Here is a 22,281-nt window from a genome sequence, read left to right as displayed (position 1 = left end):
ATAAGGCGGCGTTACATGCTCCTCACGTCAAGTGAGTGAACGTGTACGGGCAGTTGCCTCAGAGGCAAATCCGCGCCCGAAGGGGCACCCCGGGAACGTTCCGCCGTGGCCCGCGCGAGCGGTCGAGAGCTTCGAGACTCCAGCGGCGGGCTGTCCGTGATCACGCCGGTTGTCCATCCGGAGCGGTGCAGGAACGCCTGTCCGAGCAGCGGCCCCGCCGCACGAAGGCAGTCCCGGTGCGAAATACTTGTCCGATGGGTCCACGCACTTCCCCGATCAGCCGTCCGGTCACGATACGGAGGGCGGTCGCGCGGGACGCCAAACGGCTCACGCGGCTCGTGCGCGGCTCAGGCGCCTATGCGGGTAAGTACGCGGCCGCCGTAGCGGGCTACCGGGTCGGTCCTGATTACATCGAGGCCCACCGCGTCTTCGTGGCCGTCGGCGCCGACGAGCAGGGAGGCCGGGTCCTCGGGTTCTACTCGCTCGTCCTTGCTCCACCGGAGCTCGACCTGCTGTTCGTCGCCGACGACGTGCAAGGACGGGGTATCGGACGGCTGCTGGTGGCGCACATGCGGTCCGAGGCCCGTGCCGCCGGGATCGACCGCGTGAAGGTCGTGTCGCACCTTCCCGCCGAGGACTTCTACCACCGCGTCGGTGCGGTGCGGACCGGGACCGCGCGCGCGAACCCGCCCGCCGTGCCGTGGGACCGTCCAGAGTTCGAGTTTCGCATTCCGTCGGAATGACGCGGTGCGCCGGTCCGCAGGGCACCGGCTTCGCCCGCATGGCGGGCGGCTCGCAGGCTAGGGGGCGCCGGCGGCGAGGTGGGCCGCGCGCGTCAGAGCCGCTGGGCGCCGCGCGCTCCGCACGTGCCGTCTCCTCCGCCCTGGCGCCGTGATCGGAACACCTGGCACGTTCCCGGGCGCGAGAACGGCTGGCCCAGGCCGACCGGCTGCCGGCCCCGTACCCAGCGGGGATCGGTATCAGCGGGCCAGGTGGTGCCGTGTGGTAGTCTGACGCGTTTGCGTGGTCGTCGCGGTGGGCGATTCGTCTGTTCCGTTCGGCTTGTGCGTGGGCTGTTCAAACCCGCCGGGCCTTCCTCGGTACGTTCCCTTGCGGAAGGCTGTTCATGAAGCATCCCCATGACTCCGTCATCGCTCACGGCGGTCCCGCCCAGCCTGGGGCGACGACCCCGGCACCGCCCCCGGCCGTCACCTTCGCCGGTCTGGAACTGCCGACGGAGGTGCTGCGGACACTGAGCGAACTCGGGGTGCGCGAACCCTTCCCGATCCAGGCCGCCACACTGCCCGATGCCCTGGAGGGGCGGGACATCCTGGGACGCGGGCGCACCGGATCAGGCAAGACGCTCGCTTTCGGCCTGCCGCTGCTCACACGGACGGCCGGGCGGCGCGCCGAACCGAAGCAGCCCCTCGCTCTGATCCTGGTGCCTACCCGGGAGCTGGCCCAGCAGGTCACCCAGGCGCTGGCGCCGTACGCCGAGGCACTGCGCCTGCGGATCGCCACGGTCGTCGGCGGAACGTCGATCGGCCGGCAGGTCGCCGCGCTGCGCGAAGGAGTCGAGGTGATCGTCGCCACCCCCGGACGCCTGCACGACCTGATCGAGCGCAACGCCTGCCGCCTGGGGCGGGTGAGAATCACCGTGCTCGACGAGGCCGACCAGATGTGCGACCTGGGATTCCTGCCGCAGGTCGCCGACGTGCTCGACCAGGTGCACCCCGACGGCCAGCGGATGCTTTTCTCGGCCACTCTCGATCGCGACGTCGATCAACTGGTCCGCCGCTACCTCCACGACCCCGTCGTCCACTCGGTCGACCCGGCCGCGGGCACCGTCACGACGATGCAGCACCACGTCCTGGTCGTCCACGGCCCCGACCGCTACGCCGTCATCACGGAGATCGCCGCCCGAGACGGCCGCGTACTGCTGTTCCTCGACACCAAGCACGCAGTCGACCAGCTCACCCGGCATCTGCGGGCCAACGGGGTGCACGCCGGGGCCCTGCACAGCGGCAAGTCCCAGCCACAGCGCACACGGACCCTGGCGCAGTTCAAGAACGGCCAGATCACCGTTCTGGTGGCGACCAACGTCGCGGCCCGTGGCCTGCACATCGACGACCTCGATCTCGTGGTCAACGTCGACCCGCCCACCGATGCGAAGGACTATGTGCACCGGGCGGGCCGCACCGCACGCGCCGGTGAGTCGGGCAGCGTGGTCACGCTCGTGCCGGCGGGCCAGCGCCGTGAGACGAGCCGCATGATGGCCGGGGCCGGCATCGAGCCGACCGTCACCAAGGTGCGCTCGGGCGAGGCGGAGCTGAGCCGGATCACCGGCGCCAGGACTCCCTCCGGGATCCCGCTCGACGGTGGGCCCGCCGTTCCTCGACCCAAGAACACCAACGCTCCGTTCCGCGGCCTCGGCACCAGCAAGGGCACCTCCGGCGGCGCCGGCGGCAAGTCCCGAAAGGCGGGCGAGGCCCGCAAGCTCGCCGAGGCCCGCAGGGCCGCCCTCGTGCGTCGCAACGGCTGAGAGCCGTCGCCCTGGCGGCCTGGCCACGGGATCGACAACCCTCGGCCCGTCCCGAAGCCGTCCCGTGTGCCTCACCTACGACGTCAACGCCTTCGGTCGTGAGGGGGATGCCCGCCGAAACGGCGCAGGATGATGTTGCCGGCGCCTCGCACTGCGTCCGGCATGACAAGCTGTGCTTGCCCACCCCCCGAACCCAGGAGGTCACCATGACCGCAGAGCCCGTATCCACGGAAGGTTCGGAGCCGGCTGCCCCCGGGACCTCCCCTCTGGAGCCGGACAGCGACGGCAACTACGACCTCAAGCGCAAGTTCCGCGAAGCCCTGGCGCGCAAGCGCGGTGCGCAGGCGGACGCCGCTGATGTCGCCGCCACGTCCGATGCGTCCAAGGTGCGTTCGGCGCACGGCCCCGCTGCGAGCCAGCGGTCGTTCAGGCGCAAGAGCGGCGGCTGAGTCGGTGAGTCCCGCGATCTGACCGCTTGCCCGGCACGCGCGCTGTCCACGCGCGCGTCCCGGGCAGCGGTCGCCTTCGTGCCCCGAGTGGACGCTGTTGGATCTTGTGCACCACCTGAGTGGGGTGCACCGCCGCCCTGGAGCGCGGCGACAGGGCCGTCTCCCGCAGCACCGACTCCCTCGCGGACCTGCCGACCGCCGGCGACGAGGCGATCCGCCGCGTTGCGCCCGGCGGCTTCGCCGCCGGGCGGTCCGGGTATGCCCGATCTCGATGCCCGCGGGGCCGCCGCCGGAACCGCGCACCGTGCTGCCGGGCCGGGGCTCAGGCGTCGATGATGACGGGGATGATGAGCGGCTTGCGGCGGTGGGTGCGGAACGCCCAGTTCGCCACGGCGCGGGCGATGAGCTGTTCGAGTTGGCGCGCGTCCCCGACGCCTTCCTGGGCCGCGGTGGCCAGTGTCTTCTCGATGACGGGGATGACCGGCTCGAAGGTGGTGTCGTCGTGGACGAAGCCGCGGGCCAGGAAGTCGGGCGCCTCGGCGAGGGCGCCGGTGTCCGCGTCGACGATCGCCACCACCGTGACCACGCCTTCGGAGGCGAGGGTGAGGCGGTCCTTGAGGGACGCCTCGGTGGCGCCGCCGACTTCCATGCCGTCCACGTAGACGTTGCCGGCGGGGACCTTGCCGGTGATGGACGCGCGGCCGTCGACCAGGTCGACGACGACGCCGTCCTCGGCGATGACGACCCGGTCGGGGTCGACACCGGTACGGATGGCGAGGTCGCCGTTGGCCCGCAGGTGGCGCCATTCCCCGTGCACGGGCATGACGTTGCGGGGTTTGACGACGTTGTAGCAGTAGACGAGTTCGCCGGCGCTGGCGTGCCCGGAGACGTGCACCTTGGCGTTGCCCTTGTGGACCACGTGGGCGCCCCACCGGGTGAGTCCGTTGATCACCCGGTAGATGGCGTTCTCGTTGCCGGGGATCAGGGAACTGGCGAGCAGGACGGTGTCGTCCTTGCCGATGCGGATCATGTGGTCGCGGTTGGCCATCCGTGACAGCGCGGCCATCGGTTCGCCCTGGGAGCCGGTGCACACCAGAGTGATCTTGTGGTCCGGGAGCTTCTCCAGCTCCTTCGTGCTCACGAGCAGACCGGAGGGGACCTTCAGATAGCCCAGGTCACGGGCGATACCCATGTTGCGGACCATCGACCGGCCGACGAAGGCCACCTTGCGGCCGTGCTGGTGGGCGGCGTCCAGGACCTGCTGGATGCGGTGCACATGGCTGGCGAAGCTGGAGACGATGACCCGGCGTGGCGCGGTGCGCATCACCTGCTCGATCGCCGGGTTCAGCTCCCGCTCGGAGGTGGTGAAGCCCGGTACCTCGGCGTTGGTGGAGTCGGTGAGGAACAGGTCCACGCCCTCCTCACCGAGGCGGGCGAAGGCGCGCAGATCGGTGATGCGGTCGTCGAGGGGGAACTGGTCCATCTTGAAGTCGCCGGTGTGCAGCACCAACCCGGCCCGGGTGCGGATCGCGACCGCGAGGCTGTCGGGGATGGAGTGGTTGACCGCCACGAACTCGCAGTCGAAGGGCCCGAAGCCGCGCCGGTCGCCCTCCCGCACCCGCACCGTGCGCGGCCGGATGCCGTGTTCCTTGAGCTTGGCCTCCAGGAACGCCAGGGTCAGCTTGGAGCCGACGACGGGAATGTCGGACCGCTCCCGCAGCAGGTACGGCACGCCGCCGATGTGGTCCTCGTGGCCGTGGGTGAGCACCACGGCCACGACGTCGTCCAGCCGGTCCCGGATCGAGGTGAAGTCCGGCAGGATCACGTCCACGCCGGGCTGGGTTTCCTCGGGGAACAGCACGCCGCAGTCGACGATGAGCAGCTTGCCCGCGTGCTCGAAGACGGTCATGTTGCGGCCGATCTCACCTAGGCCGCCCAGGGCGACGACCCGCAGCCCTCCTTCGGGAAGGGGCGGGGCGGCTTTGAGCTCGGGGTGCGGATGACTCATACCCTGACGGTACCCGGAGAACGGGACAGGGTGATCCACTGCCTGTGCGATCTCCTCTTCGGGTGCCCTCGGCACTCAGGGGCAAATGGGCCGAGGACACCCGAAAAACAGTCGGCGGCGAGAGGCCATGCCTCGCCGCAGCCTTGTGCGGAAGAAGGGCGCCGAACCGCTTGATCACCATCGGCCGAGCCTCACGGGCGATCCAGCCCTTCATTCCGGGCCAGATGTCGGCGCGTTTTCGGTAGCGGCTTCGGTCATGCCGTTATAGCGTTGTGATCAGCAGTCGTGGTTCCGAAGTCTGTTCGCCCGTGATCGCCTCACGGGCGTTCTTGCTGTTCAGCGCCTCTCCGGACCAGGGCGATCACCTCCCGGTCGCGCAGGGTGCGTGCCCGGTTTCCCTCGAAGGAGACAGTCATGGCCAAGGGCACAGTGAAGTGGTTCAACAGCGAGAAGGGCTTCGGCTTCATCGAGCAGGAGGGCGGCGGCCCCGACGTCTTCGCCCACTACTCCAACATCGCCAGCCAGGGCTACCGCGAGCTGCAGGAGGGCCAGAAGGTCGAGTTCGACGTCACGCAGGGCCAGAAGGGCCCGCAGGCCGAGAACATCCGCCCCGCCTGATCGCGTCCCGATAAGGGCCCGGCATCCCGGCTTCGGGACGCCGGGCCCTTGCCGTCGCACGGACCCGTCGCACGACGGTTCATCCGTCCGCGTCGGCGTCGACCGCATCCTGGCCGGCATCCCCGGCAGCCGACAGGGCCACAGTCGCGCTCGCTCCGCCCACCAGCGGGGATGGGCTCGCCGACGCCGATCGCCGTTCGCCGCCTGACGTCACTGCCGCGCCGACGGCGGGAGTTGGTGTCAGAAGCCGGCACAGCTGGCTTCGAACTAGACGTTTGTTCGGGCGAGATCGGTGCACACGATGACCTGACACAACCTTTATATGCGAAGTGGAGAAGCACCGTGGGCATCATCGCGTGGATCATCATCGGCCTGATCGCCGGCGCCATCGCCAAGGCTCTGATGCCGGGCAAGGACCCCGGCGGCATCATCATCACCATGCTCATCGGCATCGTCGGCGGTCTCCTCGGCGGCTGGCTCGGCAAGGTCATCTTCGGCGTCGACTCCATCGACGGGTTCTTCGACCTCTCCACCTGGATCGCCGCGATCGTCGGCTCCGTCATCCTGCTCGCTCTTTACCGCCTCGTGGCCGGTAACCGGCATTCGCACCGTCACGCATAACCCGCTGAAGGCGTAACGCCCCCGGAGACACCTGGACGGCTCCCCTCCCTGTTCGCAGGACGGGAGCCGTCAGCATGTGCGGCACCAGGCCCCCTGGTGCCGCACCGCCGGATGCCGTCGTGCCGTGCCTGGCGGTCGCCCAGTCCTGCTCGGCTTCTTGCCCACGCCCGCCTCGGGCACCTCTACCGCTACCTGCCCCAGCAGTCCGCCTGCGACAAGCGCCTCGACGCTGGGGACGGCGGTGAGGCCGACGGGGCGCAGGCTGTCACTGGGGGCGGCGTCCGGTGACGTCCCCGCCGGGGTCGTCGGGCAGGGCTATGCGGGCGGTGATGCGTTTGCCGACCGGCTCCCGCTGAACCTCGAAGCCCTGGGCGACGGCCATGACGATCTCCAGTCCGTGCTGCCCGACCCTGCCCGCGTCGGCAGCCCGCGCAACCGGCAGGACGGGATCGCTGTCCCACACGACCACTTCCACCACGGCGCCGATGATGCGCAGTTCCATCAGTACGGGGCCAGGGGCGTACTTGCGGGCATTGGTGACCAGCTCGCTGACCACCAGCTGGGTCAGGTCCATCGCGCGAGCGGACACTGGCAGGCCGTGCTCCGCCTGGACGCGGGTGAGGAAGTCCACTGCCCGGTGACGCGCCTCAGCGATCACGTACCCGTCGCCGTCAAGCGCGACGGTCTCCTGCAGCTGAGGGGCGTCCGGCATCACGCTGCCCTCACCCTCAGGGGTTGATTCAGCCGCGTCCACCCTTGTTCCCCCTTCACACCTCCTGCGCGTACCCTGCACTATGCCTCACATGTCCCGCGAGAACCGCATAATGGGCCGCACGTATGTTCGCCGTAGCATCGACGCAGGCTCCGGCGCACCATCACGCCGGGGCCTTGAGTCCCTTCAGCGAGCACAGTCGAGGAAACGGTGACAGACACCCACGGAGCAGCCCGGCCCGGCCAGCTGTCGATCGGCCACACCGCCATCGACGGCATCCGGGTGGTCACGGTGCGCGGCGAGATCGACCACGGCGTCAAAGACATGCTCAGCGAGGCCCTCCGGCCCTGCGACGGCGTGGCTCCGCGGACCGTGGTGGACCTCAGCGGCGTGACGTTCATGGACTCCAGCGGCATCAACGTCTTCGTCGCCGCCCACCAGGCCGCGCGTGACGATCAGGGGTGGCTGCGTATCGCCGGCGCCCAGGAATCGGTGCTACGGCTCCTTGAGATCGTCGGCCTGGACGAGGTCATCGACTGCCATCCCACCGTCGACGAGGCCCTGACCGCCTGACCGCGCCGCGCCCGGCCACCGTGTCCTACCCGGCCTCCGCGCCCGGGGCATCCCGCCGGCGTGAGCGCCGCTGCACGGCGGCGTCCAGCACCTGCGCCACCGGTTCCGGCAGCGGCGTCCCCAGCGCCCACGCGATCACCGTCTCGGCCACCGTGTGGAGCTTGGTATTGGTGTGCTGGGACACCTCACGCAGCACCTCGAACCCGACGGCCGGCGCGAGCTGGTGGATCGCGATGAGGACACCGATGGCCTGGTCCACCGTCGCATGGGAATCGACGGCGTGCCGCAACTGCGCGTTCTCCTGCTCCAGGCGGGCGGTCACGGCGCCGTCAGGCATGCCGTCACGCGAGGACCGCGGCACACGAGAGGTCGTCATCATCGGTCTCCATACAAGGGCAAGGCTTCCTCTACACCTGCCCCCTGCCGCGACAGCAAGTCGCCCTCAGTGCGACAGGGAAAATCACACCTGTGTGAGAGGCGATCTCGCCGGCCGGTGAGTCCGGCGACGAACCCGAGAGGCTCACCAGCCGTGGTCGGCAGGGGGCGCGGAAAGCGCGGGTTTTCCCGGCCGTCGCGCACCGTGCCGGCTGGCAACTCTGCTGAGACGTTGAAGTCCGGGTGAATCAATATCTGTTCCCGGGGGATCAGATATTGGGGTGGCGTGCAGCGGGGATTTTGCCGCGAGGAGCGGATTCGAATTGACCAGCACGCGCGGGGCCGCTCCGGCGTGCTACTGTCCATCTCAGTTGCAGTTGTGGTTCCCAAAACTTCAAGTGCCCCCACCATGCCTCTGCCGGGCGGGAGCGCTTTTGTATTTCCGGTCATTTCCGGGCGGGGCAATCATCGCGGCGACACGGTGTCCGCGCGGTGCGGAAACCGATGCACTGCCCCAAAGGAGAGATGACATGGCTGCTGGTACCGTGAAGTGGTTCAACGCGGAAAAGGGCTTCGGCTTCATCGAGCAGGAGGGTGGCGGCGCCGACGTGTTCGCCCACTACTCGAACATCGCCGCGCAGGGCTTCCGTGAGCTGCTCGAGGGTCAGAAGGTGAACTTCGACATCGCGCAGGGCCAGAAGGGCTCGACGGCCGAGAACATCGTTCCGGCCTGACGCTCACGCGCAATCCGTAGCTGGGGCCCGCATCCTTCGGGGTGCGGGCCCCAGCTGCACGCGTATCCCGCAGCGGCTTTCACCGCGGGACGACCCGGAGGAATCCGCAGTTACGACTGCAGGCGGCTCCTCCCTCATCAGGACGCAGACGCATCCTGAAGCGCTGCACAGCAGCCGGCGCCCGGATCACAAGGTCCCCATCGCGTCACCTCTTTCAGTATCTGTGCCCACGGATTTCTCCACCGGCCAGATCTGCATTCGTTTCCCACCGGTCCATACCTGTAATTCTCCATGCCGTTCATCGCAGCAGGAATTCCTTGATATGTGCCACATCGAGGAAGGTTCCGCATGAACCGCACGTACACGAACGACCGCCCCGCCCGCACCCGTGACGGCCGTACCGACGCCGGAAGGGGCGGCAGCGGCTACGGCTCGCAGACACCGCGTCGTTCCGGAGGGCCCGTCCGCAGCGGCGGTCACGGCCGTCGGCCCACCGCCGTGCAAGGTGAGTTCGCGCTGCCCAAGACGATCACCCCGGCACTGCCGGCCGTCGAGCGTTTCGCCGACCTCGACATGCCGGAGCTGCTGCTGGCGGAACTCGGCAGGCAGGGAGTGACCGTGCCGTTCCCGATCCAGGGAGCGACGCTGCCGAACTCGCTGGCCGGCCGTGACGTCCTGGGCCGCGGCCGCACCGGTTCCGGCAAGACCCTCGCCTTCGGCCTCGCCCTGCTCGCTCGCACCGCCGGACAGCGTGCCGAGCCCCGCCAGCCGCTCGGGCTGATCCTCGTACCGACGCGTGAGCTGGCACAGCAGGTGACCGACGCGCTGACCCCGTACGCCCGCTCCGTGCGGCTGCGGCTGGCCACCGTGGTGGGCGGCATGTCGATCGGCCGGCAGGCCGGCGCGCTGCGCGGAGGGGCCGAGGCCGTCGTCGCGACGCCAGGGCGGCTCAAGGACCTCATCGACCGCGGCGAGTGCCGGCTGGACCACGTGGGCATCACCGTGCTGGACGAGGCCGACCAGATGGCCGACATGGGGTTCATGCCGCAGGTCACCGCGCTGCTCGACCAGGTGCGCCCGGAGGGGCAGCGAATGCTGTTCTCCGCCACCTTGGACCGCAACGTCGACCTGCTGGTGCGCCGCTATCTGACCGACCCCGTCGTGCATTCGGTCGACCCGTCGGCCGGTGCGGTCACGACGATGGAGCACCACGTCCTGCACGTCCACGGTGCCGACAAGCACGCCGCCACGACCGAGATCGCCGCCCGCGACGGCCGTGTGATCATGTTCCTGGACACCAAGCACGCCGTCGACCGGCTGACCCAGGACCTGCTCAACAGCGGTGTCCGGGCCGCCGCGCTGCACGGCGGCAAGTCGCAGCCGCAGCGCACCCGCACGCTGGCGCAGTTCAAGACGGGGCATGTCACCGTGCTGGTGGCGACCAACGTCGCGGCGCGCGGCATCCACGTCGACAACCTCGATCTGGTCGTCAACGTCGATCCGCCGACCGACCACAAGGACTACCTCCACCGCGGCGGGCGTACCGCCCGCGCCGGCGAGTCGGGCAGCGTCGTCACCCTGGTCACGCCGAGCCAGCGCCGCGGCATGGTCCGTCTGATGTCGGATGCCGGAATCCGGCCGCAGACCACTCAGATCCGCTCGGGTGACGAAGCCCTGAGCCGGATCACCGGCGCCCAGGCCCCGTCCGGCATCCCGGTCGTCATCACCGCACCGGTGGTCGAACGTCCCCAGCGCAGCGCCACGTCCCGAGGCCGCCGCCGCCCCGCCTCGGCGACCAGGCGCACCCCCGTACGCCAGTCCGGCGTCGCGGCGGCCTAGAACTTGCGCCGGCTGGGCGTCCGGAGACGAGGAAGTCAGCGGCCCGGGCGTCCTCGCCCTCTCCCGCTGAAACGCCTCGCCCCTGGTCGGACCGTTCTTTCCTTCTCTTTGTGAGGCCACATGCGCTGCGTCATCGCCCGTTTCCCCTTCGAGCTCACCAGGGGTGGAGTGCTGGAATCGATGAAGGGCATCAAGCCTGAACCGGTCACCGGGGCTTCGGTGATCATCGGCCGCCGCCACTACCCCCTCAAGCAGGTCGGCCAAGTCATCACCCGCCAGGACCGCCGAGACTTCAGCGCCGCCGAGATCCTGCGGGCCATGACTCAGCTCGGCTTCACCTGCCGCGCCGTTCCCAAGACAGCGTCCCCGGGCATTCTCAGCCCGATGCAGTACGCCTCCGCGATGCTCGGCACCCCCATCACGGTCTGACCGGGTCAACAGACACGAGCCGTCGCCTGACCATCAGCGTGGGCCCGGCCGGTACGCCGGTCGGGCCCACGCTTACATGCAGCGGGTTCCCGCCGCCGTCGCCCAGTGGCCGGAACAGCTGAACCCACCCGTCTCGGGAAACCCCCAGCGAGGGCTCTGGTCGTGGTCCCTTCGGGGAACCGACGGCAGCGACCAACTCGGCGGGCCGCGACAGCGGCGGACCGTGTTCGTCTCCCTGCGGGGCGTCCGTCCCCGCCGGTGGAATCTCCACGAGACACCTGTGGGCCGGCGCCCGCCGACAGGAGCCGCGGCGCAGCCGGCGACGTCCCACTCAGCCCGACGTGGCTGCACGCCGGGGGAGTCCCTCCGCCGGAGCGAGCCCTGGAGTTGCTTGAACCAGCCATGGGCGCCGATCGAGGCGGATTACCTCGTCTCCGAGCACACCAAAATCTATGCCAGCCAAGGTAGACATTTGGCAGCGGTGTGGCTATGGTTTCTCTCGTAGGCAAGAGAGAGTGAGCCCGGCAGAGATGAACTGCCGGGCAGCAGTACCGCAGTTGCAGTTCGCAGGACGGTTCGGTGGTGGAGTTTCGAAGCCAGAGCGGTTGCAGGACGGCGACGGGACTGACGACCGGACCGGGTGGCCCGCAGTGATCAGGGGCCGCCATGAGCAGTACCGCAGTTGATCAAGAGGAAGAACGGAGGAGCCGAACGCCATCAGGATCGCCCGGGCGGAAGTCTTGGACCCGGGTACCGCAGGACATCGATAGTGAGGTGGTCTCCGGTCGAGCAACCGCGATCCCCGCACCCCCGACAGCGTCTAGGTCGGGTCCGCGGAAACTAGAGGGCCGGTGCAGTATCAGAACCGGCAGATGGTGTAGTAGTTCCTTCGGGGCCCTGGCGGCAGTACGGCGCCAGGGCCCCTCAACGCGTACCGCAGAGAGGTGCAATGACAGCAGACGACACGTTCGGCCGTCTCGACGACGACGATTACCCCGCCTACACCATGGGCCGAGCAGCCGAGTTGCTCGGCACCACTCCTGCCTTCCTCCGCGCCCTCGGCGAAGCCCGCCTGATCACCCCCCTGCGCTCCGAAGGCGGCCACCGCCGCTACTCCCGCTACCAGCTGCGCATCGCCGCGCGCGCCCGGGAACTCGTCGACCACGGGACCCCCATCGAGGCCGCCTGCCGGATCGTCATCCTCGAGGACCAGCTCGAGGAAGCCCAGCGCATCAATGCCGAGTACCGCCGCGCCGCCGAATCGATGAACCCGGCGGCAGCGGAATGAGATGAGCGTGCCCGTCAGCGCCGGCGGGCATCGCACGCACGGTCCCGGTGCGCGGAGCGATCCCTTCCTGTGGTGACGCGGTGTGTGGACGTGTAACGTCTGGTTCAGCTGTCGTGGTTCGGAATCCCCTGCCCGCGCCTCTGGTGTGGGCATTTTGCTGTGCTGTGCCGCAGGGACCAGGGCGATCACCTCCGTCTGCCACACCGAGTGGTAGGCGTTCATCGACTGGAAGGCATAAGACATGGCAACGGGCACTGTGAAGTGGTTCAACGCGGAGAAGGGCTTCGGCTTCATCGCCCAGGACGGCGGCGGTCCGGACGTCTTCGCGCACTACTCCGCGATCAACTCCACCGGCTTCCGGGAGCTCCAGGAGGGCCAGGCCGTGACGTTCGACGTCACCCAGGGCCAGAAGGGCCCGCAGGCCGAGAACATCAACCTGGCCTGACCTCGCAGACCTGCTCGAGGGATCGCGCACGCCGCGTCCGGTGGCCGACAGTCACCTGACGAAGGCGCCCGCTCCCGTGCCGGGCCGGTGCAGGATCAGGGGCCGCGCAGCGATGGCTGCGCGGCCCCTGATCTGTGGAGGCCCCGGGCCGTCGCGACGTCGGCTTGGAACGTCCTGACCTCAGTCGCCGCAAGCGTCGTCGGGCACGGGAGCCGCATGTCTGGCGCGGCTACCGTGCCAGGAGCCGATGTTCAGACGCTCGTCCAGGCGTCGAGGAAGGCTTGCCGTCCAGCCGGATCGTCCGACCTGCGGTCTGCGTGCAGGACGCGCCAGGCGGTGAGCTCCAGATCTCGGAGCCACAGTTCTCCGATGACCTGTGTCTTGAGGTCGGGCAGATGGTCGGACTCGACGAGGGCCTGACCGATCACCTCGCCGGCCGCGAAGCGCTGGGACGGCGTCATCTCGTCGACGGCCGAGAGGACCTGCCGGGCCAGGGCGGCCCCCTCTCCTGCCAGCGAACGCAGCACCGAATCCCTGATGTTGACGGGCAGCAGGTACGCGGTGCCCGACGACTTCCACAGGGCCGACCAGAAGCGCTCTCCCGCCGCGGTGGGGGCAGGCAGCGCGGCCAGCAGCCCGAGGAGATGGCCGGTGGCCGCATAGCCGTCGGAGTGGGCGGCTGCGACCACTGCGACGCCGGCGACGCCCTCCACGTCGAGCCGGCCCGCCTCGAGATGCGGAGCCAGGTCCAGTTGGTGTTCCAACTGGTCGGCGAGCGCGGTGGATACGTGGGGGCGGACCTCAGGAAGCATCGGTGATCCTTGCGCGTAGGCGAGCGGAGATGCCCGTTCGTAAGCCCTGATCGTGCCCAGGACCAGCCGTTCTACTCGGCTTCGGCAGGCCCAATCGGCGGTAGGCCGACGGGGCTGGAATGCCCGCGGTGGCGAACCGGCTCGGACCCGGCGACGTGGCTCCGTCCCGGACCCGGAACGGCTCGACAGCGAGGCGTCGTTCGCCGCGCTGCGCGGTGTCAGCCCTGTCGAGCGCTCCTCGGGACGCCGGCAGTTCCGTCCCCGCAACCGTGGCGGCGACCGGCAGGCCAACACCGCGCTCCATCGCACCGTGTTCACGCCTCTGCGCACCTGCGCGAACTTCTGCCGCTCGAGGAGGCACGGCTCGCGGGGTGGTGCGAGCGGGTCGCCTTCGCTGCCCGCGCCACCGTCTCGGCCGAACTCGCGGCCGTGCAGCGGAGTCACGGGCTGCACTTCATGCGCCTGCGCGGTGCTCTGCCTCTCCTTACTTCATGCTGGGCTTTTCATCCACGCGACGAGCCGGGGCCACCAGCCGTCCTTCGATCGGCCCGGTGAACTGTCCAGGTGCGGAGGAACATGTGCGCGGCGCACCGTCCTGCCGCGTCCGGCCGGTTCCGACCCCGTTCGAGTCATCGGCTCCCCTGCGCGTACTGGCTGCGGCTCCGCCGACTCACACGTGCACCGCTGAGATGTCGGTACGCCGTCGAGCACTTGCTCCACGTGTCTCCCGCAGCCCTCGTACGTCGCCTTCCGACATGACTGGCAGACAGCGCGTCGGCACATGATTCCCCTTCGGTAGCCCCGGTATTGACGACCACTAATATCAACAGTTTCGTCACAGCCGAATTTCACAACCCCGCCACAACCAACACCCATACATACACCGTTTCCACGAACAACCGACTCGCGTCACCAGGTGGACCCACTATGAGGGCGTGTCACGCTCAAAGCGGCGTCGGCCTCGGCCACGAATATCCAGCCATGCGAGACATAAGACATAAATCTCGCGTGGCATGTCTCGCTCCACGGCGTCAAGCGGTCACAGTCGGATACGCCCTGAGGTTGCTCGGGACCCCGAAACAGTGATTCCATCTCGCCCGGTCGAAGGAATGGAAGGCACTGCTCCGTATTGTGACAGGCCGTCACCGCGTCTTTTTGAAATCGTCGGCCCAGGGCGCGGCTGGGGCAAGAGACCGAGAACGGCAACCGCCCTCACGCAATGAGTGGGGTGTGCCGGTCAGAAGGGAGCAACGTGAGTTGCTCGCACGCCGCAGGATGCCCCCTTTTCCCCTTGCTCAGGGCGAGCTTGCAAGGATGGCGCGACTTCTACTGCGACAGCGAGGACCAGTGGCTCGGCTGTGCGCGCTACCAGGTGTCACTCACCGGCGAGCGTGTGCCGATCAGCCTGCTGCCCAACGGAGCCCGCGCGCGACACCTTGAAGACGTGTCCACCGGGCAGGACCCGCACGGTGCCGCCGGCCCGGACCTGGGACCCCAGCAGGCCTCTCCACCACAACACAACTTCGGGCCGCCGGAGAACGCGTCCTGGTCGCAGCCGGCACCGGCCTGGCCGTCAGAGCCGGCGGAACCTGTGGCCGCGGCACCGGAGACCATGGCGCAGTTCGGGGCAGCGTCTCCGACGATTCCGGTCTCGCATCACCGACCGTCCTCACCGCCACCGTTTGCCCAGTCCCCGGACCACGCGTCTCGACGCGCGGGGCAGAGGCCCGGCCCGAAGCGCGGCTGGTGGGCTCGTTTCACCGAATGGATGGGAGGCCCCGCATGAGTGGCTACTGGCCCTGGTGGGCCGGCGCTGCCGGGCTCGCTCTGATCACCATCAACTACGCCCTCACCACGGACCGGTCGTTCGGGGTGTCGTCCGCATGGGACCGCGTGTTGCACTGGCGCAGGGAGCGCCGCATGGAGCGGATGGACGAGGAGTTCACCGACGAGCGTGCCCTCGCTGACGCTCTCGCCGCGGCCACAGCGGAGCACTTCGGCACCCGCCCCGCCGCGACCACCGCGCCGCCGGCTCCGTACGGGACGTCACAACCGCTCGAAACGAACCCCGAATCGGCGGTGGGTGAGGGCACCTCGGTCACGAGCCCGGGTCCCGCCCCGCTGGTCACCCAGGCTGCCCTGCTGGTATCGATCTTCCTCGGCGGACTGATCGCCGCTCTCACCTCCGGGCGGTTCCACCTCCGCTTCGACATGGGACCGGGATTCCGGAACGTGGTCACCGCCAATCCGACCACCATGATCGTCCTGCTGTTCGTCGGAGGCGTGCTGGTCGGCTTCGGCACCCGGCTGGCCGGCGGGTGCAGCTCCGGCCACGGACTCAACGGCTGCGGCCGTCTGCGCCCGGTCAGCCTGGTTGCCACCGCCGTGTTCTTCGGCACCGCCGTCGCGGTGTCGTTCCTGCTGTGGAAGGTGATCTGATGCGTACTCGGGGCGCGATGCTGCTGGCCAACATCATCACCGGACTGACTCTCGGCTATACCGTCTCCAACATCGGCTTCGGCGACTACACCGAGCTGAACCGCATGTTCACCTTCCAGGACCTGCGCATGTTCCTCTCCTTCGCCGGTGCCGTGGTGATCATCGTGTGCGCATTCGCTCTGCTGCGGGTCCGCCGCACCCCGGGGCGTATCCACGCCGGCGTGATCCCCGGCGCAGTGCTGTTCGGCACGGGCTGGGCCATCTCCGGGGGGTGCCCGGCGATCCCAATTGTCCAGGTCGCGAGCGGATATCTGCCCGCCCTGGTCACCATCCTCGGCGTCACCGTCGGTATCCGACTGTGCCGCTGGGCCAACGCCCGCTACTTCCAGCTCGATCGCGGCTCCTGCGGCCTGTGAACAGGGGCGACGTCCATCAGCACACCCCGCCGGCCCAAACAACCGCGTGGGGCTGAGCCCTCCGTCTCTCCGGCCCGGATCATCCGGTCGCGTCCTGCCGCGGCCGTCCGCGTCCGGAGCGTACTGATACCGCGTTGGGCTTCGCGCCGACGGCGGCAACTGGTCCGGCGCGACCCAGCCGTACGCCAGGGCATGCCACGTCTGCGAAGCGCAGCCACCCATGGGCCGGCTGGTGCCCAACGAGTACGGCCGACCATAGGGCCACGAGCAGAGCGCTGCTGGTCGGCTGGAGCGGTCGCGATGCCCCCGCGAGGGGGCATGTGATCCTCTGCCCCGGGTCACGAGAGGGGCGGCCCGGGCCGGACTGCCTGGTGGCGAGACAGGGTGCTGAAACTCTCCAGCGCCTCCGTACCCGCCGCGACCTCGCCCTCGGCGAGGCCGGTGTGGGCGACGATGGCGGCCACACCCGGTTCGGGCACGCGCCCGGAGTGCCACTGCCGACAAGGGCACGAGTCGCCAGGACCGGAGCGGGGCAAGGCCCGCCGGGTCCACCCCGGCGATGTGGGCGGCGCGGCAGCGGTCGCGGTCGTCGGTCCAGGACTTGGGTAGATACAGCTCTCGGTCCACCAAGGCCCGTCCGCGGGTGGTGACGTAGGCGGCGAACACGCCGGTCTGGCAGTTCTCGGTGCCGCCGGCGGTGCCGGAGTACCGGCGTTGCACACCGGCCGAGGTGGTGCCCTTCTTGAGGAAGCCGGTGTCGTCGAGAATGAGGATTCCGTCGGGCTCGCCGAGCCGTTCGGCTACGTAGTGCTGGAGGTCGTCGCGGATCTCGTCGGCGTCCCAGCGGGTGTTGAGGAGCCGCTGGAGGCGGTCGGGTGTGCGGTGTCCGGCGTATTCGGCCAGCTGCCAGCCGTTTTTTCGGCCGACCGGGCCCAGCAGTCCACGGATGTAGTCGCGCATCCTGCGACGCGGCTCGACGCGCCTGAAGCGATGGCCGGTGCGCAGGAACAGTTCCTCGAGCTCGTCGTTCCAGATCTCCACTGCACGCTTGTCGATCACGTCAGGAGGCTGCCCAGACCGCTGTCACTGTCAGCGGCGGCTGCACACGATCGAGGGGTGGACCGGGAAAGAGAGCACATTCCAAAACGCAGCTCACCACACTCGTCCAGACCGCCCCTGAACAGGCAAAACGTCAAAGTGCTGCTGGAGTACAAATGCGCATGAGGGCTGGCGGTGTCACGAGCAGAGGAAGGCTCGAAGCGAGCCACCGAAGCGGCCTGCGACCGCAGTCCAGTCACCCAGGGCCGGCTGGCCAGGGTGAAGAAGCCCTTGGACCTGAGGACCTGCCCGCAGGCGCCGCTGCCTGGTGTCTCCGTCGCCAAAGTCCAAATCGTCCGGGGTGGAAGGACCTTCCGGAGCAGAGGGCGGTCGAGGAGATGGCGCACTGAACGAAATTTCGAAGGAGGGCGTGAACACCGTGTCGCCGGGCACAAGGACTATCGCACCGAGGTCCTGGCATTCGGAGCTGGTCGGGATCTACCCGCCAAGGGATGAACTCAGGCCCTTGGAAGCTCATGCGCACACGCGCCTGAGCCGGAATTGACGATGGGATTCAACATGATCATCCTTGGGCTTATTCTGCTGATCATCGGCCTGCTTGTCGGCATGGGTCTGCTGACGACGATCGGTGGCATCCTCATTCTGGTTGGCGCCATCCTGTGGATCCTGGGTGCGACCGGTCGTGCGGTCGGTGGACGCAAGCACTTCTTCTAAAGTCAGGGCGCCTCACCAACTTCCTGCGACGAGTGACATTGACGTAGGGGAGTCGGAAGAGGCGTCCCGGCGCTTCATGGAAGAGCAGGTCAAGCCGGCCGCGCAGGAACTCGAAGTACCACCTTTCGAGTCGAAGGTGGTCGAGGTCAACAACTCTCTGATTCCGTAACAGCCGCATCCTGTCCAGGTGGACCTCGCGAGCGGTGAGGTGCGGGTCAGGCTGCTTGCGTGACCATGGGCTCCGGAATCGACACCCGCGTCGCCCCCCTGCGCGGGGCGGTTCGAACGCCGACGGGCGGGGCTATGTGCACCAGAGTCCCGGATTCCCGCGCCGTTTCGACTGGCCCGAGACCCTTCCTGACTCGGGCAGCCCCGACTCGCCGCACGGATTTGCCTGGAGCACGCTGGGAGGCGTGACCAGCGCGCCGATCGTCGTACACCAGCCCTCCCGTACCGGTGGCCAGAGCGTCACCGAGATCCTCGGCACCGCTTACAGCGACCACGACCTGGTGGTGTTCCTCGAAGGCGCGGGTGTCGACGATCCCCAGGGCGTGCTGGACGATCCGCAGTGGGTGGAATGGCGCGGCGGCGGCCCACACAAGTGGAGAACGGCCTGAGCGGGGCCGCTCGGAACCGACCCGCGGTGTAGGGGTTCGCGAGGTGCCGTTGCGGTGTCAGTGGGTGGTGAGCATGCCCTGTCGGAGCTGGGACAGGGTGCGTGACAGCAGTCGGGAGACGTGCATCTGGGAGACGCCGAGCCGTTCGCCGATCTGGGCCTGGGTGAGTTCCTCCACGAACCGCCAGTGCAGGATCCTGCGCGAGCGCTCGTCGAGGTCGGCGATCATCGGGGCGAGGGCGTGGAAGTCCTCCACCAGTTCCAGCGCGCTGTCGTCGTTGCCGATGAAGTCGGCCAAGGCGGTCTCGCCGTCTTCGCTGTTATTGATGGCGGCGTCCAGGGAGGAGGAGCGGTAGCCGTTAGAAGCCAGTCGCGCCTCGATGACCTCCTGCTCCTCCAGGTTCATCAGCTGGGCCAGTTCCGCCACGGTCGGGGTGCGGCCCAGGCGGCTGCTCAGTTCCTCGGTGGCGCGCGCCAGTTGGACGCGGGCCTCCTGCAGACGGCGCGGAACGTGCACGGCCCACGTGGTGTCACGGAAGAACCGCTTGATCTCACCCACGATGTAGGGGATCGAGAAGGAGGTGAACTCCACCTCGCGGGAGAGCTCGAAACGGTCGATGGCTTTGATAAGGCCGATCACACCGACCTGGACGATGTCCTCCATCTCCTCCTGGTCCCGGCTGCGGAAACGGGAGGCCGCGTAGCGGACCAGGGAGATGTTCATCTCGATCAGCGTGTTGCGCGCGTACTGGTATTCCGGCGTGCCCTCCTCCAGCCGGTCCAGCTGCTGGAAGAACAGGCGGGTGAGCTCACGGGCGTCCTTCGGGGCGACCTTCGACGGGTCCGGGATCTCCGGCAGTTCAGCGCAGTGCGCATCCGCCGTCGCAGCTGCCGTATCCGTAACCATGTGTCCCTCCCCTTGTCGGCCATGCCGACACCGGCCCACTCGACTCTCCACCGCCGCGCCTACCCCTTCCCCCCGCCTTCATGCCTACTCCTTCCGCGACATCGTTCAACCCCGCGCCCGCGAGGTGCCGGAGCGGACCTCGATCGACTGCGGAGCGGGAACCAACCGAGCCGCGTCATCCAATCGAACTCAACCCTGCGCACACCGAGTCGCGCGGCGTCCTGCTCCGGTCCGAGCGGGGTGCCGCCGCGCGACCAGGCCCGCCAGGCCCTCGCGGCGGCAGACACGGCCGACCTGGCCGGGGGCAACATCCCGTCGGACTCTTGTGCTCAGGTCGGTGAGCAGCTTGTGGTCCGGACCACCAAGGCCGTCACGCTTCGCGTTTTCGCCGATCACAGCGCCCGGTTGCGGTCGGCGCTTGGGCGGCCGTTGCACGATGCCGGTGCGCGTTACGAGGCTCGCCGTCGGCTCGGGTGCGCCGGCCGCGTTCGGTAGGGTTCCGGAGTGCTGGCTGTCCGGTCGGTGCCTTCCTGGGGGGGATGAGCGAGACGAGGAACATGCCGGAACAAGCGATTCTGCCTGCGATATCACCGAGCGAGCCTTTGGCCGTGTCGGTCGAGGCGGCGCGGATGGCGGCCGTGCGCCGTTACGACATTCTCGACACTCCGCCGGACGGCGCCTACGACCGAGTCGCGGCGCTGGCCGCGCGGCTGTTCGAGGTGCCGGTGGCGACGGTGACGATCGTGGACGAGGACCGGATCTGGTTCAAGACCGCGCACGGGCTGGAAGGTGTCAGCGAGATCGGCCGGGATCCGGGCCTGTGCGCCTCGGCGGTGCTGCGTCATGACACCACCGTCATCCCCGATACGTTGTTGGACCCGGTCGCCTGCTCCAACCCGCTGGTCTCCGGCCCGATGGGGGTGCGGTTCTACGCCGCCGCTCCGATCATCACCGCCGACGGGCACCGCCTGGGCACGGTCAACGTCCTTGACACCCGCCCCCGCGAGATCAGCGAGGCCGATGCCTCCACCCTCACAGACCTGGCCGCGGTGGTGCGGGATCAGCTGGAACTGCGACTGTCGGCGTTGCACGTGGTACGCGCCGAGCAGGAGAAGCGTCAGGCGGAGGAAGAGGCCCGGCAGCGTGCGGAGCGGGACAAGGCGGCCATCGCCGCGTTTGCCTCCACCCTGCAGCGCACCCTGGTGCCTCCCGCGCTGCCCGCGGTACCCGGGCTTGAGCTGGCCTGCCACTACAAGACCGCCTCCCCGCAGGAAGTGGGCGGCGACTTCTACGACGTCTTCCCCGTCGGCGGAGGCCGGTGGGCGTTCTTCCTGGGCGATGTGTGCGGCAAGGGCGCCGAAGCCGCCTCGGTCACCTCACTGACCCGCTACACGCTGCGGGCCGCAGCCCTCGTCGACCCGGACCCCACGGCCGCGCTCAAAGCCCTGAACACCGCGCTGCTGCTCGACGCGGCGGTCGGCACCCGCTTTTGCACCGCCATCTTCGGCCTGCTCGATCCGGCCCGGGACGGCGGCTTCACCGTCACGCTGGCCACCGGCGGTCACCCGCCTGCCTACCACCTCAGCCCTGCCGAGGGCGGCGGTGTACGGGTCGAGGCGGCCCGCGCCAAGGGCGGCATGCTGGTCGGCGCGTTCGCCGAGGCCGCCTTCGCCTCACTCACCCTGTACCTGGCACCCGGCCAGGGACTGCTGCTGTACACCGACGGGCTGACCGAGGCCCGCACCGTCGACGGCCACATGCTCGCCGACACCGGCCTTACCGACTTCCTGGCCCAGCGACCGGCACCGGTCAGTGCCGGCGCCCTGATCGCCGACACCGTCGCGCTCCTGGACACCCTCCCCGACACCGAACGCGACGACGTGGCGCTGCTGGCCCTGTCCGTCCCCACCCCCGATGCCGCTCCCGCCGGCATCACCACCACCGCTCACAGCGCCGCCGCCCCGACCGCACCCGCCGACGCCCTTGTCGGGCAGGAGATCCGACGCCCATGACCGACGCATTCCACATCGACGTCCCGCACACCGACGGCGCCCTGGCCGTGATCGCACTGTCCGGTGAATTCGACATCGCCGCCGCACCCGCCGTGCGGGCCCGCGCCCTGGAACTCATCGCGGCCGGACACGCAGACCTCGTCGCCGACCTGTCAGGGGTCACGTTCTGCGACTCCTCAGGGCTGGGAGCCCTCGTCGGCATCTGGCGCTGCGCCAAGGACGCCGACGGCTCCCTGACCCTGGCGGCCATCCCCGATCGCATGAGCCGCCTGCTCAGCGTCACCGGAATGGACACCTTCCTGCCCGCCTACCCCAGCGCCGAGGCCGCCCTCGCCCCCCGCCAGGGCAACCGCACCACCGTCTGAACAACCGCGCTCGCAGGAGTGGCATCAGCGGGCTTGCCTGGCACAGCGCAGCCCTACAGCTAGGTGTTGCGGGTCATGACGTTGTTGACGCTCATGCGACGGGTGCGGGGGTGTGAGTCCCGGTAGCGCCTTGTGCGAGTGCCTGTGCTGCCTGCGCGAGTCTGCGGACTGCCTGGATCGGTTGACTCGAAGGGAGCGTGTACGGCAGTCGGATGGTGCGTTCGAAGGCACCCCGATCCCGAATCGTGATCCGGCCGCGATGGTCACTCCGGGGTCGGACGCCATGGCTGCCAGCCGTGAGCCGCCGC

Annotated in this window: 22 protein-coding genes and 4 pseudogenes; 18 read left to right on the top strand and 8 right to left on the bottom strand. The window is 69.0% G+C overall.

Features of this window, described 5'->3' with window-relative positions; all coding sequences use genetic code 11:
• Positions 1-254 precede the first annotated feature (254 nt).
• The 3 genes from ABZ899_RS07960 to ABZ899_RS07950 all read left to right on the top strand — a co-directional run bounded on the left by ABZ899_RS07960 (position 255) and on the right by ABZ899_RS07950 (position 2,991).
• Positions 255-743 carry a GNAT family N-acetyltransferase gene (locus tag ABZ899_RS07960; protein WP_361342536.1) on the top strand — a complete coding sequence of 163 codons (489 nt, stop codon included), beginning with the start codon at positions 255-257 and terminating at the stop codon, positions 741-743.
• 383 nt (positions 744-1,126) lie between these two features.
• Positions 1,127-2,542 carry a DEAD/DEAH box helicase gene (locus tag ABZ899_RS07955; protein ID WP_361342305.1) on the top strand — a complete coding sequence of 472 codons (1,416 nt, stop codon included), beginning with the start codon at positions 1,127-1,129 and terminating at the stop codon, positions 2,540-2,542.
• A gap of 206 nt (positions 2,543-2,748) precedes the next feature.
• Positions 2,749-2,991 carry a DUF5302 domain-containing protein gene (locus ABZ899_RS07950; protein WP_361342302.1) on the top strand — a complete coding sequence of 81 codons (243 nt, stop codon included), beginning with the start codon at positions 2,749-2,751 and terminating at the stop codon, positions 2,989-2,991.
• A gap of 322 nt (positions 2,992-3,313) precedes the next feature.
• Here the strand turns inward: ABZ899_RS07950 and ABZ899_RS07945 are convergent, their stop codons facing one another.
• Positions 3,314-4,999 (bottom strand): ribonuclease J, encoded by a 1,686-nt coding sequence (locus ABZ899_RS07945; RefSeq protein WP_361342299.1) that lies wholly within the window; start codon positions 4,997-4,999, stop codon positions 3,314-3,316.
• Between the two features lie 414 nt (positions 5,000-5,413).
• Between ABZ899_RS07945 and ABZ899_RS07940 the strand changes: the two genes are divergently transcribed.
• Both ABZ899_RS07940 and ABZ899_RS07935 read left to right on the top strand, forming a co-directional pair.
• Positions 5,414-5,617 (top strand): cold-shock protein, encoded by a 204-nt coding sequence (locus tag ABZ899_RS07940; protein WP_014670069.1) that lies wholly within the window; start codon positions 5,414-5,416, stop codon positions 5,615-5,617.
• A gap of 342 nt (positions 5,618-5,959) precedes the next feature.
• A complete protein-coding gene (locus ABZ899_RS07935; RefSeq protein WP_361342296.1) occupies positions 5,960-6,238 on the top strand; it encodes a GlsB/YeaQ/YmgE family stress response membrane protein in 279 nt (92 codons plus the stop codon).
• Positions 6,239-6,503: 265 nt separating this feature from the next.
• On the opposite strand, the gene ABZ899_RS07930 is transcribed toward ABZ899_RS07935, so the two are convergent.
• Positions 6,504-6,950 (bottom strand): ATP-binding protein, encoded by a 447-nt coding sequence (locus tag ABZ899_RS07930; protein WP_361342294.1) that lies wholly within the window; start codon positions 6,948-6,950, stop codon positions 6,504-6,506.
• A gap of 210 nt (positions 6,951-7,160) precedes the next feature.
• Between ABZ899_RS07930 and ABZ899_RS07925 the strand changes: the two genes are divergently transcribed.
• A complete protein-coding gene (locus ABZ899_RS07925) occupies positions 7,161-7,523 on the top strand; it encodes an STAS domain-containing protein (protein ID WP_361342291.1) in 363 nt (120 codons plus the stop codon).
• 25 nt (positions 7,524-7,548) lie between these two features.
• On the opposite strand, the gene ABZ899_RS07920 is transcribed toward ABZ899_RS07925, so the two are convergent.
• Complete coding sequence (locus tag ABZ899_RS07920) at positions 7,549-7,860, bottom strand: ANTAR domain-containing protein (protein ID WP_361342288.1); 312 nt, start codon at positions 7,858-7,860, stop codon at positions 7,549-7,551.
• Positions 7,861-8,428: 568 nt separating this feature from the next.
• Here ABZ899_RS07920 and ABZ899_RS07915 point away from each other — a divergent pair.
• From ABZ899_RS07915 to ABZ899_RS07895, 5 genes are all read left to right on the top strand, one after another.
• Positions 8,429-8,632, top strand: coding sequence for a cold-shock protein (locus tag ABZ899_RS07915; protein WP_361342286.1), 204 nt, complete (start codon positions 8,429-8,431; stop codon positions 8,630-8,632).
• 348 nt (positions 8,633-8,980) lie between these two features.
• Positions 8,981-10,471: a DEAD/DEAH box helicase gene (locus ABZ899_RS07910; RefSeq protein ID WP_361342284.1), complete on the top strand. Its 1,491-nt coding sequence runs from the start codon at positions 8,981-8,983 to the stop codon at positions 10,469-10,471.
• Between the two features lie 120 nt (positions 10,472-10,591).
• The gene (locus ABZ899_RS07905) at positions 10,592-10,900 is read left to right on the top strand and encodes an SCO5918 family protein (protein ID WP_361342282.1); all 309 of its coding nucleotides are present in this window, start codon (positions 10,592-10,594) and stop codon (positions 10,898-10,900) included.
• Positions 10,901-11,849: 949 nt separating this feature from the next.
• A complete protein-coding gene (locus tag ABZ899_RS07900) occupies positions 11,850-12,188 on the top strand; it encodes a MerR family transcriptional regulator (RefSeq protein WP_361342279.1) in 339 nt (112 codons plus the stop codon).
• Positions 12,189-12,429: 241 nt separating this feature from the next.
• A complete protein-coding gene (locus ABZ899_RS07895; protein WP_030052720.1) occupies positions 12,430-12,633 on the top strand; it encodes a cold-shock protein in 204 nt (67 codons plus the stop codon).
• 251 nt (positions 12,634-12,884) lie between these two features.
• Here ABZ899_RS07895 and ABZ899_RS07890 read toward each other — a convergent pair whose 3' ends face one another.
• Positions 12,885-13,445: a hypothetical protein gene (locus ABZ899_RS07890; RefSeq protein WP_361342276.1), complete on the bottom strand. Its 561-nt coding sequence runs from the start codon at positions 13,443-13,445 to the stop codon at positions 12,885-12,887.
• Between the two features lie 169 nt (positions 13,446-13,614).
• On the opposite strand from ABZ899_RS07890, the pseudogene ABZ899_RS07885 reads away from it, so the two are divergent.
• The 3 genes and pseudogenes from ABZ899_RS07885 to ABZ899_RS07875 form a co-directional block, all read left to right on the top strand.
• A pseudogene (locus ABZ899_RS07885) lies at positions 13,615-13,773 on the top strand (transposase); the annotation flags it as partial.
• 1,454 nt (positions 13,774-15,227) lie between these two features.
• Positions 15,228-15,884, top strand: a complete 657-nt coding sequence (locus ABZ899_RS07880; RefSeq protein WP_361342274.1) for a YeeE/YedE thiosulfate transporter family protein — start codon at positions 15,228-15,230, stop codon at positions 15,882-15,884.
• Positions 15,884-16,300, top strand: coding sequence for a YeeE/YedE thiosulfate transporter family protein (locus ABZ899_RS07875; RefSeq protein ID WP_361342271.1), 417 nt, complete (start codon positions 15,884-15,886; stop codon positions 16,298-16,300). Before ABZ899_RS07880 ends, ABZ899_RS07875 begins: the two co-directional genes overlap by 1 nt.
• Before the next feature lie 377 nt (positions 16,301-16,677).
• Here the strand turns inward: ABZ899_RS07875 and ABZ899_RS07870 are convergent.
• From ABZ899_RS07870 to ABZ899_RS07860, 3 pseudogenes are all read right to left on the bottom strand, one after another.
• Positions 16,678-16,776: pseudogene (locus tag ABZ899_RS07870) on the bottom strand (B/F/G family RNA polymerase sigma-70 factor); the annotation flags it as partial.
• A gap of 82 nt (positions 16,777-16,858) precedes the next feature.
• Positions 16,859-17,341 (bottom strand): annotated as a pseudogene (locus ABZ899_RS07865) (transposase); the annotation flags it as partial.
• 176 nt (positions 17,342-17,517) lie between these two features.
• A pseudogene (locus ABZ899_RS07860) lies at positions 17,518-17,705 on the bottom strand (GTP-binding protein); the annotation flags it as partial.
• Positions 17,706-17,905: 200 nt separating this feature from the next.
• Here ABZ899_RS07860 and ABZ899_RS07855 point away from each other — a divergent pair.
• A complete protein-coding gene (locus tag ABZ899_RS07855; protein ID WP_199835573.1) occupies positions 17,906-18,073 on the top strand; it encodes a hypothetical protein in 168 nt (55 codons plus the stop codon).
• Positions 18,074-18,486: 413 nt separating this feature from the next.
• Positions 18,487-18,690 carry a hypothetical protein gene (locus tag ABZ899_RS07850; protein ID WP_361342268.1) on the top strand — a complete coding sequence of 68 codons (204 nt, stop codon included), beginning with the start codon at positions 18,487-18,489 and terminating at the stop codon, positions 18,688-18,690.
• Positions 18,691-18,747: 57 nt separating this feature from the next.
• On the opposite strand, the gene ABZ899_RS07845 is transcribed toward ABZ899_RS07850, so the two are convergent.
• Positions 18,748-19,596 (bottom strand): RNA polymerase sigma factor SigF, encoded by an 849-nt coding sequence (locus tag ABZ899_RS07845; protein WP_361342265.1) that lies wholly within the window; start codon positions 19,594-19,596, stop codon positions 18,748-18,750.
• Between the two features lie 608 nt (positions 19,597-20,204).
• Between ABZ899_RS07845 and ABZ899_RS07840 the strand changes: the two genes are divergently transcribed.
• Both ABZ899_RS07840 and ABZ899_RS07835 read left to right on the top strand, forming a co-directional pair.
• Positions 20,205-21,608 carry a GAF domain-containing SpoIIE family protein phosphatase gene (locus tag ABZ899_RS07840; protein WP_361342262.1) on the top strand — a complete coding sequence of 468 codons (1,404 nt, stop codon included), beginning with the start codon at positions 20,205-20,207 and terminating at the stop codon, positions 21,606-21,608.
• Positions 21,605-21,973, top strand: coding sequence for an STAS domain-containing protein (locus ABZ899_RS07835; protein ID WP_361342259.1), 369 nt, complete (start codon positions 21,605-21,607; stop codon positions 21,971-21,973). Before ABZ899_RS07840 ends, ABZ899_RS07835 begins: the two co-directional genes overlap by 4 nt.
• Positions 21,974-22,281 lie beyond the last annotated feature (308 nt).

The organism is Streptomyces sp. NPDC046859 (genome assembly GCF_040645135.1).
In the GTDB taxonomy this organism is placed as follows: domain Bacteria; phylum Actinomycetota; class Actinomycetes; order Streptomycetales; family Streptomycetaceae; genus Streptomyces.
Note: the sequence above shows the minus strand (reverse complement) of the source record. Positions and strands in the feature narration are given on the sequence as shown.

Coding starts and splice junctions, on each gene's coding strand:
- ABZ899_RS07960 (WP_361342536.1), top strand. CDS start 255: ATGGGTCCACGCACTTCCCCGATCAGCCGTCCGGTCACGATACGGAGG.
- ABZ899_RS07955 (WP_361342305.1), top strand. CDS start 1,127: ATGAAGCATCCCCATGACTCCGTCATCGCTCACGGCGGTCCCGCCCAG.
- ABZ899_RS07950 (WP_361342302.1), top strand. CDS start 2,749: ATGACCGCAGAGCCCGTATCCACGGAAGGTTCGGAGCCGGCTGCCCCC.
- ABZ899_RS07945 (WP_361342299.1), bottom strand. CDS start 4,999: ATGAGTCATCCGCACCCCGAGCTCAAAGCCGCCCCGCCCCTTCCCGAA.
- ABZ899_RS07940 (WP_014670069.1), top strand. CDS start 5,414: ATGGCCAAGGGCACAGTGAAGTGGTTCAACAGCGAGAAGGGCTTCGGC.
- ABZ899_RS07930 (WP_361342294.1), bottom strand. CDS start 6,950: ATGCCGGACGCCCCTCAGCTGCAGGAGACCGTCGCGCTTGACGGCGAC.
- ABZ899_RS07920 (WP_361342288.1), bottom strand. CDS start 7,860: ATGCCTGACGGCGCCGTGACCGCCCGCCTGGAGCAGGAGAACGCGCAG.
- ABZ899_RS07915 (WP_361342286.1), top strand. CDS start 8,429: ATGGCTGCTGGTACCGTGAAGTGGTTCAACGCGGAAAAGGGCTTCGGC.
- ABZ899_RS07910 (WP_361342284.1), top strand. CDS start 8,981: ATGAACCGCACGTACACGAACGACCGCCCCGCCCGCACCCGTGACGGC.
- ABZ899_RS07905 (WP_361342282.1), top strand. CDS start 10,592: ATGCGCTGCGTCATCGCCCGTTTCCCCTTCGAGCTCACCAGGGGTGGA.
- ABZ899_RS07900 (WP_361342279.1), top strand. CDS start 11,850: ATGACAGCAGACGACACGTTCGGCCGTCTCGACGACGACGATTACCCC.
- ABZ899_RS07895 (WP_030052720.1), top strand. CDS start 12,430: ATGGCAACGGGCACTGTGAAGTGGTTCAACGCGGAGAAGGGCTTCGGC.
- ABZ899_RS07890 (WP_361342276.1), bottom strand. CDS start 13,445: ATGCTTCCTGAGGTCCGCCCCCACGTATCCACCGCGCTCGCCGACCAG.
- ABZ899_RS07880 (WP_361342274.1), top strand. CDS start 15,228: ATGAGTGGCTACTGGCCCTGGTGGGCCGGCGCTGCCGGGCTCGCTCTG.
- ABZ899_RS07875 (WP_361342271.1), top strand. CDS start 15,884: ATGCGTACTCGGGGCGCGATGCTGCTGGCCAACATCATCACCGGACTG.
- ABZ899_RS07855 (WP_199835573.1), top strand. CDS start 17,906: ATGGGATTCAACATGATCATCCTTGGGCTTATTCTGCTGATCATCGGC.
- ABZ899_RS07845 (WP_361342265.1), bottom strand. CDS start 19,596: ATGGTTACGGATACGGCAGCTGCGACGGCGGATGCGCACTGCGCTGAA.
- ABZ899_RS07835 (WP_361342259.1), top strand. CDS start 21,605: ATGACCGACGCATTCCACATCGACGTCCCGCACACCGACGGCGCCCTG.